Below are 13,976 nucleotides of genomic sequence, written 5' to 3'. Positions count from 1 at the left end.
ACGCCCATGACCAGCCCGATCGCACAGGACCTCCTCGGCCGCCTGCAGGGCCAACCCCTTTCCGACATCGGCCGCCAGCTCGGCCTGTCCGACAGCCAGGTCCAAGGCGCCGTCGCCACCGCCCTGCCCCTGCTGCTGGGCGCACTGGGCCGCAACGCCAGCCAGCCGGAAGGCGCCGACGCACTGTTCGGCGCGCTGCAGCGCGACCACGCCGGCGAGGACGTCGGCAGCGTGCTGGGCGCGGTGCTGGGCGGCGGCGGCCAGGGCGCTGGCATCCTCGAACACGTGTTGGGCGGACGCCAGCAGACCGCGATTCGTGGCATAGAGGCCAGCACCGGCCTGGACGGCGATCGCGCGGGCAGCCTGCTGAAAATGCTCGCGCCCCTGGTCATGGCCTACCTGGCCCGGCGGATGTTCTCCTCCGATCCGGCGCCCGCCGGCACCACGCCGCTGTCGCCGACGCCGCAAAGCCTGGGCAGCGTGCTCGGCGAGGAAAGCCGGCGCATCGGCGAGTCGGGCGGCTTGGCGGGTGGCCTGCTGGGCGCGGTCCTCGACCAGGACAGCGACGGCGATACCGACCTGGGCGACCTCCTGCGCCTGGGCGGTTCGCTCTTGGGCGGGCGCTGAGGCGCTCCGCCGGATCAGGTCGCGTCGATGTCGCCCAGCGCGCGGATCAGCCGCCGGGCCCGCTTGTCGGGTTTGCCCTCCGGCGCCCGGTAGCCGGCGTGGGCGGCCGCGCGCAGGGCACGTGCCTGTTCGCGCGCCGCACGCGAGGCCTCGCTCTCTTCGTACAGGGTGCGCGCGACCGTGGCCGGGCCGCGCGTATCGCTCAGGCCCAGGACCCGCACGTCGAACAGCTCCTCGCCGCGCGCGACGCGCAGGGCATCGCCCACCCGCACCGAGCGCGAGGGCTTGGGCCGCTGCTCGCCGACCTCGATCTTTCCGTTCTCGATCGCCTGCCGCGCCAGGCCGCGCGTCTTGAAGAAACGGGCGGCCCAGAGCCACAGGTCGAGTCGTACCGTGGCCGCCTCGTCGGCGGGCGGGCTGCCGCCCGGGGATGGAATGTGCGCCATGGGAGGAAGTCTAGCGGCTCGTTCGCCGGCGGGTCGGCGCCAGAACGCAAACGGCCGCCCATGGGGCGGCCGCTGCGGAAACCCGGGCGGGTGGGTCTTACTTGGCCTTGGCCTTCGCGTAAGCCGCCAGGTCTTCCTTGATGCGCGCCTTCTTGCCTTCCAGGCCGCGCAGGTAGTACAGCTTGCCGGCGCGGACCTTGCCGCGACGCTTCACGCTGACCGAATCGATGATCGCGCTGTGGCTCTGGAACACGCGCTCGACGCCGAAGCCGTGCGAGATCTTGCGCACGGTGAAGGAGGAATTCAGGCCGGCGCTCTTGCGCGCGATCACGACGCCCTCATAGGCCTGGAGGCGTTCGCGGTTGCCTTCCTTCACCTTGACGTTGACGACCACGGTGTCGCCGGGACCGAACTCGGGCAGCTCGCGCTGTTCCTGCTCGGCTTCGAAGTTCTGCAGAAGCGTATTGAGAGAGGGCTGGGTCATGGTTCTGGCCTGTTGGAGTCGTTGTAGCGCGAGTGCACGTGGACCCGCGTCTGGCTGGTTGGAACGTAAGCCGCTAATTGTAACGGATTTCCCGGCCCGGGCGCCACTGGCCGGACGGGCGTCTACTCCGCCTGTTCAGGCGACTCCCCGGCATGGCCGTCCGGCAGGGGCTGGACACCCTCGTCACTGGCCTTCCACGCCTCCAGGAGGGCGCGGTCGGCGGGCGTGAGCGCGGCCTCGTCGATCAGATCGGGACGGCGCAGCCAGGTCCGGCCGAGCGCCTGCATCCGCCGCCAACGGGCGATGCGGGCGTGATTGCCCGACATCAGCACCTCGGGCACGACACCCAACTCATGCGCCACCGGGCGCGTGTAGTGGGGGCAGTCGAGCAGGCCGTCCTCGAAGCTGTCCTGGACCGCGGATTCGGCGTCATTGAGGGCCCCGTCCTGCAGGCGCGCGACCGCGTCCACGACCACCGCGGCGGCCAGTTCGCCCCCCGACAGCACGTAGTCGCCGATCGAGAGTTCCTCGTCGACCTCGGCCTGCAGCAACCGCTCGTCGACGCCTTCGTAGCGCCCGCACAGCAATATGAGCCGCTCGCAGGCCGCCAATTCACGCACCTTGGCCTGGTCCAGGGGACGGCCCTGGGGGCTCATGTAGATGACGCGGGCCGGACGCGGGTCGGCCTCGCGCACGGCACGCAGGCACGCGCGCAACGGGTCGATCAGCATCACCATGCCCGGGCCGCCGCCGAAGGGCCGGTCGTCCACCCGCCGGTAGTTGCCCTCGGCGTGGTCGCGGGGGTTCCAGCCGTGCAGTGACATCAGGCCGCGCTCACCGGCACGTCCCACCACGCCGAATGCGGCGCACTGGGCGATGAACTCCGGGAACAGGCTGACGACGTCGATGCGCATGGCTGCGTGGGAATGGGGAATGGGGAATGGGGAAGCGGGAAGCGGGAAGCGGGAAGCGGGAAGCGACTCTATCGCGTCAGGGAGCCCGGTGGGTCCCCGAGCGGTCGCATGCATGCGGGGCGGGACTTCAATCCCGCGCCAGTGGCTTCAGAAATCCGCGTCCCAGTCGACGCTGACGATGCCTGTCTCGAAGTCCACGCCGGTCACGTACTGCGGCTGGACGAAGGGAATCATGCGCTCGCGCTCGTCGTCGCGCGCGACCAGGACGTCGTTGGCCCCGGTCGAGAAGAGATGCGAGACCGTGCCCAGGTCGATGCCCTCGGCATTGACGACGCGCAGGCCCTCCAGGTCGGCCCAGTAGTACTCGCCGGGCCGGGGCGGAGGCAACGCGTCGCGCGGGATGTAGATTTCGGTGCCGCGCGCGGCTTCCGCGGCATCGCGGTCGATCACGTCGGGCAAGTGGCCCACCAGGTACTTGCCACTGGCCTTGCCGCGCGCGCCGCTGACCTGGCGCTCGTTGCCCTGCGCGTCGCGCAGGATCCAGGGCTGGTAGCGGAACAGGGCTTCGCGCGGCTCGGTCCAGGACTCGAACTTCAGTTCACCACGCAAGCCAAAGGCGCCAAGCACCCTGCCCAGCAGGATGCGGCGCCCTGGCGTTTCCACGGTCATGCGGCCGCGCCTCGACGCAGCCCCGCACTCAGGCTTTGGCAGCCGGTGCGTCGGCGCCCTTGAGCGCTTCCTTGTACAGCGTGGCGACCTTGTCGGTCAGCTGCGCGCCGGTGCCCACCCAGTGCTTGACGCGCTCGGTGTTGAGCTCGATGCGCTTCTCGCCACCGGTGGCAACGGGGTTGTAGTAGCCCAGGCGCTCGATGTTGCGGCCATCGCGCGGGTTGCGGCTGTCGGTGACGATGATGTGGTAGAAGGGGCGCTTCTTGGCGCCACCACGCGTCAGGCGGATCTTGACCATCTTTTCGGTTTCCTGTGTTGCCCAGTCGCCAGGACGGCGAGGTAAGCCGGCAATTCTAGCCCAGGCCCCGGGTCAATGGAAGATCCCGCCACCGCCGGGGCTGAACGCGCGCGGCGTCCCAACTGCCGCCGGGAGACCGGGGCGGGCGATGCCCGCCCCGGTCCGCTCCGCCCGTCAGGGCGTGACGGTCAACCTGACCGGCAGGCTGGCCACCGGCTGGCTGGGGTCGTTGCTGGCGAAACAGGCGCGCGCGCGGTATTCACCCGGCGCGAGGCCGGCCGCGTTCAGGCTCAGCAGCACCGTGCGGTCGGTGCCGCCGTAGACGCGGCCACTGCCGGGCAGCACCGAACCGATCCACGCCGCGCCGCACTGCGAAGCGGCGTTCACCTGGAAGGCCAGGCCCGGGTTGGTCGCCGAGGTCGCGCCCCAGGTGCCGCCCAGTTCGGGCGACTGCACCACCTGGGCCTGCCCGCCGATGCCCTGCAGCGACTGGTACCAGGCCCAGCGATTGGCGAGCAGGGTCTCGACGTGCACGTGCAGCCAATAGGTCCCCGGCGGCAGTTGCACGTCCTGTCCGGCCAGGGTCGGATCGAACTGCAGCCAACCATCGGATACGCCGATGCCGGCACTGTTGGGCGCCGCCGTGTACGTCCACAACGGCGGCGTCGAGCCGGGCGTGCGCGGATAGCCGGCCGGCTTGCCGCCATCGTCCGCGTAGATCGACCAGGTGATGCTGCTCGCGGTCGACTGCAGGCTGGCGCCGCTGACGACGAAACCGCGCGTGGCCAGGAAGTCGATCGCGCCGCCCTCCTCCATCACGAAGTCGTCGGCCGCGTAGAAGCCCGAACCGTAGTCGGGCATGTAGGCGCTCAGGGTGCCCGTGGTCACGCCCTCGCTGGTCGAGGCATAGACCACGTCGCTGACCGCACCGCTGGCCTGGTGGCTCCACTCCAGCCAGCCACCGCCTTCGTTGGCGACCTTCGCGGCGACCACGCCCCGGCGGCCGGCCTTGAGCGTCAACGATGCGCCATCCTCCGGCGCGGTGGCGATGCGCGGCGACGGTACCGACACCGCGACCGGCAGGCGCAGGGTCGCCACGTGAGGCGAGTGCCCGACCGGCTCCAGCACCAGCTTGCCGAAGTTCCAGCTGTCGTCCGCCGGAAGCTTGCGGCCATCCACGATCACGGTGAGCGAGACCTCCTGGTCGCCCTTCACCATGAACAGCGCGGGCCAGACGATGCCCTTGACCCCTTCCAGGCGCGCGGTCCACAACACGTTCGGGCGACGCACGCTGCGGAAGGTGCGGGTGAAGGTGCAAAAGCCCACGCAGGCCTGCTCGTTCATGCTCGGCAGGTTGAGCGTGCTGGTGTCGCCGCCTTCCACCGGATTGGCCGCCAGGTAATTGGCGGTGGTCTCGTCCATGACCAGGCCGGTGCGCGAGGCATTGCGCACCTGGACGCGGCCCGCGCCCATGGCGAAGGCGTCGGCCCGGGTCTCGCCGTCCTCGATGTAGACCTCCTGGTCGGCGGTCATCATCAGCGCCGACTTGATCTCGGCGGGCGTCCAGGTCGGGTTCAACTGCTTGATCAGTCCGGCGGCGCCGGCGACGTGCGGCGACGCCATCGACGTGCCGTTCTTCAGGCCCACCAGGTCTTCGAAGCCCTCGATGGTCGACCCGGCGTCGGCGGCCAGCACCGCCACGCCCGGCGCGGTGATGTCGGGCTTGACCAGCTCGTAGTTGGCCGGCCCGCGCGAACTGAAGGCACCGAGCACGTCGGGCTTGTTGGCGATGACCTGCGCCGGATAGCCGATCGCCGCCGTGGCCGAGACTCCGCTGGCGAAGTCGCGCACCGCGTCGCCGTCGGCGCGGGTGATCGCGAAGGCCGGGATCGTGGTGCCGGGGACGGAGGGGCTCAGGCCGCCGTCGGCGTTGTTGGCGATGACCACCGCGATCGCGCCCGCCGCGGACGCGTTGTTGGTCTTGATGCTGAACGAGCAGCCGCCGCGGCGGACGAAGGCGATCGCGCCCTGGAACACGTTGCCGCCATAGGCCGAACACGCGTCGCTGCCGCTGTCGAAGTCCGGCGCGACCACGAAGGCCGTGGTGCCGGGAATGGCCGACTCGTGCGCGACGCCGCTGCCGCCGGGCGTGAGCACCACGCCCTGGACCGCGGCCGGCGGTGCGCCGGGGCCGGTGAGGTCGAGGATGAACTCGAAGCCCTGGCGGCCATGGGTGGCCGCGGCCACGGTGGTCACCCAGGGCTCATGGTGGCCCAGGGTGCCGGCCGCCGGGCCGGAATTGCCCGCCGATGCCGCGACGAACACGCCGGCGTCCGATGCGCCCAGGAACGCCTGGGAGACCGCCTCGCTCCAGGGCGCGGCACCGCCGCCGATGGAGAAGTTGATGACGTCGACGCCATCGGCCACGGCCTGGTCGATCGCCGCCGCCGACGACACGTTCGGACACAGCCCGTTGCCGTCGCTGGTGCGCGTGTAGCACACGTCGTAGGCGATGATGTTGCCGCGCGGCGCCACGCCGGAGATGTTCACGCTCGCGCCGCGGAACTCGACCGTGCGCGGGTTGCCCGCCGCCGTCGACGCCGTGTGCGAGCCGTGCCCGTTGGTGTCTCCGAAGCCCGGCTCCTCCAGGATGCCGGCGACGCCGCAGCGGTTGCCCGGCGCCTCGCAGACGAAATCGTAGCCGCCGATGAGCTTGTCGTTGCATCGTCCTTCGTCGACGCCACCGGGCGCGCAGGTGCCCAGGTAGTTGCCCGCGCCGTTCGGATTGACGTGGTGGTAGCCGTCGCTGGCGACGGCGCTGAAGGAGGGACTGCCGAAATTGATGCCGGAGTCGACGATGCCGAACACGATGCCCTCGCCGCGCGCACCGGGCAGCTTCGGCGATCCGGGCAGTGTCTGTCCCGGCGGCAGGCCGCTGCCGCTGGCCCACACGGTATCCGCGCCGATCCGCTGCGGGCCGGCGTCGGTATCCATTTCGTATTCGCGATAGGGCTCGACGAACGCCACCTCGGCCATGCCGGCCAGCGCGGCGGCTTCGTTGCGCGTGAGGTCGGTGACCACGCCGTTGAGCGCATGCTGCATGCGCCTGCGCACCTGCAACTGGCGGCCGAGCATCCGGCCCGCGCGTGCGACGTGTTCGCCCTGCTGGCGCGCGAGGTCGGCGACGTATGCGCGAGCCTCGCTGCTCTGGACGTCGATGCGACCACCGGCGCCGCCCTGGCGGCGCGGCGCGGGAATGCCGGCGCGGTCGCCGTCGTAGTTGGCGAGCGCGGGTTCGACGTACCCGACGATGTAGATCTGCCGCGGACTGTTGTCGGGTTCCGCGACGGCGGGCGCCTTGCCCGAAGCCTGCGCCGAGGCGCCCGGGGTCGTCGCGCCGACGGCGGCCACGAGCACGGCCGTGCCGAGCGCGACACCCAGTCTGGTGTAAGAGAGCATCTGATTTCCCCTCATGATGCGAACGGATCACCAACCGACCGTCATTGGTCGGCGGCATGTATGAACATGGTGATTCCGCTTCTCCCCCTGTGACTTCGCCCCTCCGCGGTTTCCGCCATGCCAGGCCCACGGGAGGCGCTGCGCCGAAGCGTGCGCAACATCACGGAATGTAGGCGAGCCGCCGGGCCGTGCGCAATACGTCGGGGCGACCGCTCGTCAGACGGCGCGCCGGCCGGTCCCTACTCGGCCACCGGCCGGGAGACATCGACCGGCGCGACCCGCGGGGGATACAGGTGCCGCAAGCCCAGGCAGGGCCGCTCGATCAGGCGCCAGCTCGCCTCGGCCGCCAGCAGCGTCAAGGCCGTGGTGGCCAGCATCGTGTCGACCAGGCTCCAGAGCGGCGTCATGCCCAGCGGCAGCAGCCACTGGTGGACCACGATCGCGATCGGCCAGTGGTAGAGATAGCCGCCGTAGCTGCGGTTGCCCAGCCAGCGGAACGGGCCCCAGGCGAAGAATCCGCGCAGTCCCAGGGTGCGCGGCGCGAACGCCAGGGAGGTCAGCACGCCCACCGCACCGACGATGTTCACGCTGTAGCCGACCACCTGAACCAGCGGGTCGTCCAGCAGATAGCCGTGGCGCAGCACGTAGAAGGCCAGGATCACCACCAGGCTGAAGGCGACCATGCGCGGCCCCCAGGTTCCCAGGCGCGCGCGCCCCTCCGGCGTGGCGGCCATCAGCGCGGTCAGCGCGCCCCCCGCGAGCGCGTCCAGTCGCGTGAACAGCAGCACGTAGATCGGCACGTACGAGCTGCCCTGCACGGTCATGGCCAGGCGCAGCAGCGGCGCGAACAGCAGGAAGCCGAACAGGACCCAGCGCAGGCGGCCGATCGGCAGCATCAGCACCAGCAAGGGCCAGAGCAGGTAGAACTGCTCCTCGATCGCCAGCGACCACAGGTGCGAGAGCGGCCGGAACGCGTCCCAGCCCTGCGCGCTGATCGCGAAGTTGTGCAGGTAGACCCAGTAGGACAGCCGCGCGGGTTCGAAGGGCGCGCGCCAGTCGCCGGCACTCCACGCCAGCCATGCGAACAGCAGGAGCAGCAGGGTGTAGTACGGCGGGAAGATGCGCAGGGTACGGCGGAAGTAGAACAACCTGAGCGCGCGCTCGCGCCCGCGCAGGCGCAGCAGGATGCCGGTGATCAGGAAGCCCGACAGCACGAAGAACGCGTCGATGCCCGCCCATGCGCAATGCACGAGCAGGTTGGGCACCTTCAGTTGCCAGGGGATCTCCACGCCTTCCCACAACTGGAAGACATGCGCGGCGACGATGCCCATGAAGGCAAAGCCGCGGAACCCGTCGAGCGACGGGAAATACAGGCCGGCGTCACCCGCCTGCGATTGTGGGACTGCTGCCACCCGTCGCCCCCTGCGCGACCGTCTCTCCCTTCACAACGCGATCGATCGTGGGGGAAGGCCAGCGCGCGCCGGGGAGGCAGCGCGTGGATCCCTCAGCGGAACGGCATGCCGCCGCGCCCGCCCATCATGCCCTTCATGCCGCGCATCATGCCCTTCATGCCGCCGCGGCCCAGCTTGCCCATCATCTTTTCCATCTGCTGGTACTGCTTCATCAGCTTGTTGACGTCGGCCGGGGTGACGCCGGCGCCGCTGGCGATGCGCTTGCGGCGCGAGCCGTTGAGCAGGGCCGGGTTGCGCCGTTCCTTGAGCGTCATCGAACCGATGATGGCGACCATGCGCGGGACTTCCTTGCCGGTGACCTGGCTCTTGACGTGGTCGGGGATCTGGCCGACGCCGGGCAGCTTGTCCATCAGGCCCGACAGACCGCCCATGTTCTGCATCTGCTCGAGCTGGTCGCGCATGTCGTTGAGGTCGAACTTCTTGCCCTTGGCGACCTTCTCGGCGAGCTTCTTCGCCTTGTCCTGGTCGACCTGCTGCTCGACCTGCTCGACCAGCGACAGGACGTCGCCCATGTCGAGGATGCGGCTGGCGATGCGATCGGGGTGGAACACGTCCAGGCCATCGGGCTTCTCGCCGACGCCGATGAACTTGATCGGGCGCCCGGTGATGTAGCGCACGCTCAGCGCGGCACCGCCACGGGCGTCGCCGTCGGTCTTGGTGAGCACCACGCCGGTCAACGGCAGGGCCTCGCTGAAGTGCTTGGCGGTGACCGCGGCGTCCTGGCCGGTCATCGCGTCAACCACGAACAGGGTCTCCACCGGATCGACCGCCGCGTGCAGGGCCTTGATCTCGGCCATCATCGCATCGTCGATGCTGGTGCGGCCCGCGGTGTCGACCAGCAGGACGTCGACGTAGGACTTCCGGGCGTCGTCGATGGCCGCGCGGACGATCGCCTCGGGCTTCTGGTCGGCGCTGGAGGGGAAGAACTGCACGCCGACCTGTTCGGCGAGCGTGCGCAGCTGCTCGATCGCGGCCGGCCGGTAGACGTCGGCCGAGACCACCATGACCTTCTTCTTGCGGCGCTCCTTGAGGTGCTTGGCCAGCTTGCCGACCGTGGTGGTCTTGCCCGCGCCCTGCAGGCCCGCCATCAGGATCACCGCCGGCGGCGAGGTGTTGAGGTTGAGGTCGGCGGCCGCCGAGCCCATCACCGTGCTCATCTCGTCGCGCACGACCTTGATCAGGGCCTGGCCCGGGGTCAGCGACTTGAGCACTTCCTGGCCGACCGCGCGGACCTTGATGCGCTCGATCAGCGCTTGGACGACCGGCAGTGCCACGTCCGCCTCGAGCAGCGCGATGCGCACCTCGCGCAGGGACTCGCGGATGTTCTCCTCGGTCAGGCGGCCACGGCCGCGCAGGCGCTCGATGGTGCCGGAAAGTCGCTGGGTCAGGGATTCGAACATCGCAGGGAAACCGGAAAACGGGGGCGGGCGCGGATTATAGCGCCCCGCGGCGACGGGCCCGGACGGCGGCGGAATTCGCCATCGCGCGTCGATCGCGGCCATACGGCCGACCGGCGGCTGTGCGACACTCCGCCGATGACAATCGTTCTCATCGCCATCATCGCCTACCTCGCGGCCGCCGGCCTGCTGGTCGGCGAACTGCGCAACGGCCGCCCGGCCGGCGGCCCCCGCCCGTGGTGGTGGCTGGCCTGGACCGGCACCGCGTGCCACGCACTCGCCCACGTCATCGCTTGGCGCGCGACCGGGCGCGCCGACCTGCACTTCTTCGCCGCCCTGTCGCTGGTCGGCCTGGGCATGGCCGGCCTGACCGCGGTCTTCGCCACCCGGGGCCGCATGTCCGCGCTGGGCGTGGTGGTCTTCCCGCTGGCGGCGGCAGTGCTGGCCGCGGACTTCATGCACGAACCCGGCGTGGCGCGATCGCTGGACTGGCGCCTGCAACTGCATGCCTGGCTGGCCCTGCTAGCCTACGCCACGCTCGCCGTGGCCGCGCTGCTCGCGGTGATGCTGTGGCTGCAGGAGCGCGCGCTCCGCAGGCGCGAGATCCACGGCTGGCTGCGCGCACTGCCGCCGCTGGTGGAACTGGAGAGCCTGCTGTTCCGGACCATCACGGTCGGCTTCATCCTCCTCACGGCAACCCTGCTGACCGGGATGCTGTTCGTGGAGAACCTGTTCGCCCAGCACCTGGTCCACAAGACCGTGCTGAGCGTGCTGTCCTGGCTGGTGTTCGGCGGCCTGCTGCTGGGGCGCTGGCGCCACGGCTGGCGCGGCGCCAAGGCCGTGCACTGGACCCTGGTGGCGATGAGCCTGCTGGTGCTGGCCTTCTTCGGCAGCAAGTACGTGCTCGAACTGATCCTGCGGCGCGGCGCCTGACTCCCTGTAGACCCGGCTGATGGAACGCTGCGTTGCGCAGCGGGAATATCCCGATGCCAAATATTTGCCTTGACAACTATTGCGTGGGCTACGAAAATGGCGCCCATGAACACGCCTTCCCCCTGCACGGGCTCCTCGCTGGGCCTGCTCTTCCGCCAGGTCCGCGACGCCATGTGGGCCCGCATGGCGCGTGAGCTGGCCGAGGCCGGCCACGACCTGAGCTTCAGCCAGTACATCACCATCAAGAAGCTGGCCGACGGCAGCCAGGGCGCCAGCGAGCTGGCGCGCGCCGCCGAGCTCAACCCCGGCGCCATGACCCGCCTGCTCGACAAGCTCGAGGCCCGCGGCCTGCTGGTCCGCAATGCCGATCCGGCCGACCGTCGCGCCCTCGTCATCGAGCTCACCCAGGCCGGTCGCCGCCTGTGGGTGGACGTGAACGAATGCGGTGCCCGTGTCCGCGAGCAGGCGATGAAGGACATGGATGCCGACGAACAGGCGCAATTGCTGGCCCTGCTGGTCCGCGTGCGCGACAACCTCACCGCCTACGGGGCCTGAACCGATGCGACCCATTCCCCTCCCCTCCCGGCTCGCCCTGCCGCTGCTCCTGGCCAGCCTCGTCGGCTGCGCCACCAGCGGCGGGCTGGAGCCCGTGGGCCAGCTGGCCCCCGCCGACGGCCTCGCCACGCGCGACAGCCTGGCCGCGCATGCGCGCGGCGACGCGACCTTCCCGGACCTCGACTGGTGGACCGCCTTCGGCGATCCCCAGCTCGATGCCCTCGTCGAGGAAGCGCTGCGCGGCAACCCGAGCCTGGACGCCGCCGACGCGCGGCTGCGCCAGGCCAGCGCGCGCGCCGGCCTGGCCGACGCCCAGCGCAAGCCCACGATCGGCGCCACCGCCCAGTACTCGGGCCTGAGGATCGGCGAGACAGTCGCCCCCGCACCGATCGGCGGCGAATACTCCGGCGTGGAGCTGCTCAGCCTCGGGTTCGACCACAGCTTCGACTTCTGGGGCGGCAAACGCGCCCAGTGGGAGGCCGCGCTCGGCCAGGCCCGCGCGGCCGAAGTCGATGCGCAGGCCGCCCGCCTGACGCTGTCGGCGAACATCGCCCGCGCCTACGTGGCGCTGGCCGGTGCCTACGACGACCTGGACGTCGCGCGCGCGGAAGAAGCGCGTGCGGCCGGCCTCCAGGACCTGAGCGGCAAGCGCGTCCGCGCCGGACTCGACAACCGCATGCAGCTCGAACGCGCGCAGGCCAGCGTCGCCTCAGCCCGCCAGCAGGGCCAAGCGGCCCAGCAGCGGATCGACGAAGCGCGCAACGCCATCGCCGCCCTCCTCGGCCAGGGCCCCGACCGGGGCCTGGCGATCGCCCGCCCCACCCTCCTGCAGGCACCCGCGCCCGGCGTGCCCGACGTGCTGCCCAGTGAACTGCTGGGCCACCGCCCGGACATCGTCGCCGCCCGTTGGCGCGCCGAAGCCGCGTTGCGCGGGATCGACGCCAGCCAGGCCGCGTTCTATCCGACCGTCAACCTCAAGGCGATGGTCGGCCTGGCCTCGATCGGCCTGTCGGACCTGTTCCGCACCGAAGCCGGCCTGATCCAGGGCGGCCCGGCGATCAGCCTGCCGATCTTCGACGGCGGTCGCCTGCGCGCCCGGCTCGACGCCAGCGACGCCGACTTCGACCTCGCCGCCGCGGACTACAACGGACGCCTCGCGGCCGCGCTGCGCGAGGTGGCCGACGCTGTCCAGGGCGCCAGCGCACTGGATGCGCGCATCGCCACCGCGACCGAAGCGCGCGACGCCGCCGACCAGGCATGGCAGCTCGCCACCCAACGTTACGACGCGGGCCTGGGCACCCAACTCGACGTGCTCGCGGCCCAGCAACCGCTGCTGCAGCTCGACCAGTTGCTCGCCGGCCTGCGCGCCCAGCGCCTGGTCGCCGCGATCGACCTCGACGAAGCCCTGGGCGGCGGCCTCGAACTGCCCGCACCGCCCTCCACCCACTGAACGCCCCGCGTCCCCGGATCCCCCAAGGCACACCGATGACCAGCAAGATCAATCCCAACGCAAACGCCGCCCCGGCCACCCCGCCGGCGCGCAATGGCCGGCGCCGCAAGGCCCTGGCGATCCTCGCGACCGTCGTGGTCGTGGCAGGCGTCGCCTGGACGGCGTGGTACCTCCTCGTCGCCCGCTGGCACGAGAGCACCGACGATGCCTACGTCCAGGGCGACGTGGTGACCATCACCCCGCAGACGATGGGCACGGTGATCGACATCGGCGCCGAGGAAGGCATGAAGGTCAAGGCCGGCCAGACCCTGGTGCAGCTCGACCCCGACGACGCCGACGTCGCCTACCAGCAGGCCCTGGCCAACCTCGCCGGCACGGTACGCCAGGTGCGCGGCCTGTACAGCGCCGTGGACGCCGGGCAGGCCCAGCTCAAGGCGCAGCAGGTGGCGCTGGACAAGGCGCGTGCCGACGTCCGCCGCCGCGAGGGCCTGGTGGCCAGCGGCGCGGTCTCGGCCGAGGAGCTGGCGCATGCCCGCGACCAGCTCGCCGCCGCGCAGGCCGCCGTCGCGGCGTCCACCGGCGACCTCTCGCGCAACAAGGCCCTGGTCGATGCCACCGAGGTCGCCAGCCAGCCGCAGGTCCAGGCCGCCGCGGCGCAGCTGCGTCGCGCCTACCTCGACAAGCAGCGCTCGGCGATCCTCGCCCCGATCGACGGCTTCACCGCCAAGCGCACCGTGCAGCTGGGCCAGCGCGTCCAGCCCGGCACCCCCCTGATGACGGTCGTCCCGCTGGACCAGGTGTGGATCGAGGCGAACTTCAAGGAAACCCAGCTGGCCCACATGCGCATCGGCCAGCCGGTCAAGCTGCACGCCGACATCTACGGCGACGACGTCGAGTACGACGGCCGCATCGCCAGCCTCGGCATGGGCACCGGCAGCGCGTTCTCGCTGCTGCCGGCGCAGAACGCCAGCGGCAACTGGATCAAGATCGTCCAGCGCGTGCCGGTCCGCATCGAGATCGATGGCCGCCAGCTCGCCGAGCACCCGCTCCGCCTGGGCCTGAGCATGCACGCCGACGTGTCGGTGCGCGACCAGGACGGCCCGGTGCTGTCGGAAGCCCGCGACTCCGGCGCCCCGGTGCTGTCGACGCGCACCTATGCCAACCAGCTGGCCGAGGCCGACGCCCTGATCGAGCAGGTCATCAACGACAACCTGCCGCGCAGCGCGCGCACGTCGCGCGACGACCAGGCCGCGGACCGGGGCTGAGCGCCGC

Annotated in this window: 13 protein-coding genes; 5 read left to right on the top strand and 8 right to left on the bottom strand. The window is 70.9% G+C overall.

Going from position 1 to position 13,976, the window contains the following annotated elements:
- The first annotated feature begins 6 nt into the window (after positions 1-6).
- The gene (locus tag H4F98_RS12705) at positions 7-627 is read left to right on the top strand and encodes a DUF937 domain-containing protein (RefSeq protein WP_182688215.1); all 621 of its coding nucleotides are present in this window, start codon (positions 7-9) and stop codon (positions 625-627) included.
- 14 nt (positions 628-641) lie between these two features.
- Here the strand turns inward: H4F98_RS12705 and H4F98_RS12700 are convergent, their stop codons facing one another.
- The 8 genes from H4F98_RS12700 to ffh form a co-directional block, all read right to left on the bottom strand.
- Positions 642-1,073: an RNA-binding S4 domain-containing protein gene (locus tag H4F98_RS12700; RefSeq protein WP_182688214.1), complete on the bottom strand. Its 432-nt coding sequence runs from the start codon at positions 1,071-1,073 to the stop codon at positions 642-644.
- 97 nt (positions 1,074-1,170) lie between these two features.
- On the bottom strand, positions 1,171-1,557 hold the full coding sequence (rplS, locus tag H4F98_RS12695; RefSeq protein WP_141519391.1) for a 50S ribosomal protein L19: 387 nt from the start codon (positions 1,555-1,557) through the stop codon (positions 1,171-1,173).
- Between the two features lie 122 nt (positions 1,558-1,679).
- Positions 1,680-2,471 (bottom strand): tRNA (guanosine(37)-N1)-methyltransferase TrmD, encoded by a 792-nt coding sequence (trmD, locus tag H4F98_RS12690; protein ID WP_182688213.1) that lies wholly within the window; start codon positions 2,469-2,471, stop codon positions 1,680-1,682.
- Between the two features lie 147 nt (positions 2,472-2,618).
- Positions 2,619-3,140, bottom strand: coding sequence for a ribosome maturation factor RimM (gene rimM, locus H4F98_RS12685; protein ID WP_220479206.1), 522 nt, complete (start codon positions 3,138-3,140; stop codon positions 2,619-2,621).
- A 28-nt stretch (positions 3,141-3,168) separates the two neighbouring features.
- Complete coding sequence (gene rpsP / locus H4F98_RS12680) at positions 3,169-3,438, bottom strand: 30S ribosomal protein S16 (RefSeq protein ID WP_182688212.1); 270 nt, start codon at positions 3,436-3,438, stop codon at positions 3,169-3,171.
- A 174-nt stretch (positions 3,439-3,612) separates the two neighbouring features.
- Positions 3,613-6,897 (bottom strand): S8 family serine peptidase, encoded by a 3,285-nt coding sequence (locus H4F98_RS12675; protein WP_246373173.1) that lies wholly within the window; start codon positions 6,895-6,897, stop codon positions 3,613-3,615.
- A gap of 239 nt (positions 6,898-7,136) precedes the next feature.
- Positions 7,137-8,309: an acyltransferase family protein gene (locus H4F98_RS12670; RefSeq protein WP_182688210.1), complete on the bottom strand. Its 1,173-nt coding sequence runs from the start codon at positions 8,307-8,309 to the stop codon at positions 7,137-7,139.
- A 92-nt stretch (positions 8,310-8,401) separates the two neighbouring features.
- Positions 8,402-9,769: a signal recognition particle protein gene (gene ffh / locus H4F98_RS12665; RefSeq protein ID WP_182688209.1), complete on the bottom strand. Its 1,368-nt coding sequence runs from the start codon at positions 9,767-9,769 to the stop codon at positions 8,402-8,404.
- 135 nt (positions 9,770-9,904) lie between these two features.
- Between ffh and H4F98_RS12660 the strand changes: the two genes are divergently transcribed.
- The 4 genes from H4F98_RS12660 (at position 9,905) to H4F98_RS12645 (ending at position 13,969) form a co-directional block, all read left to right on the top strand.
- Positions 9,905-10,699: a cytochrome C assembly family protein gene (locus H4F98_RS12660; RefSeq protein ID WP_182688208.1), complete on the top strand. Its 795-nt coding sequence runs from the start codon at positions 9,905-9,907 to the stop codon at positions 10,697-10,699.
- Positions 10,700-10,804: 105 nt separating this feature from the next.
- Entirely contained in the window at positions 10,805-11,254 is a 450-nt protein-coding gene (locus tag H4F98_RS12655; protein ID WP_182688207.1) for a MarR family winged helix-turn-helix transcriptional regulator, read from the top strand.
- A gap of 4 nt (positions 11,255-11,258) precedes the next feature.
- Positions 11,259-12,704, top strand: coding sequence for an efflux transporter outer membrane subunit (locus H4F98_RS12650; RefSeq protein WP_182688206.1), 1,446 nt, complete (start codon positions 11,259-11,261; stop codon positions 12,702-12,704).
- Positions 12,705-12,751: 47 nt separating this feature from the next.
- Positions 12,752-13,969, top strand: a complete 1,218-nt coding sequence (locus H4F98_RS12645) for an efflux RND transporter periplasmic adaptor subunit (protein WP_425487605.1) — start codon at positions 12,752-12,754, stop codon at positions 13,967-13,969.
- Positions 13,970-13,976 lie beyond the last annotated feature (7 nt).

This window comes from Marilutibacter spongiae (assembly GCF_014145325.1).
Classification (GTDB): domain Bacteria; phylum Pseudomonadota; class Gammaproteobacteria; order Xanthomonadales; family Xanthomonadaceae; genus Marilutibacter; species Marilutibacter spongiae.
This window is presented reverse-complemented; position numbering and strand designations above follow the sequence as displayed.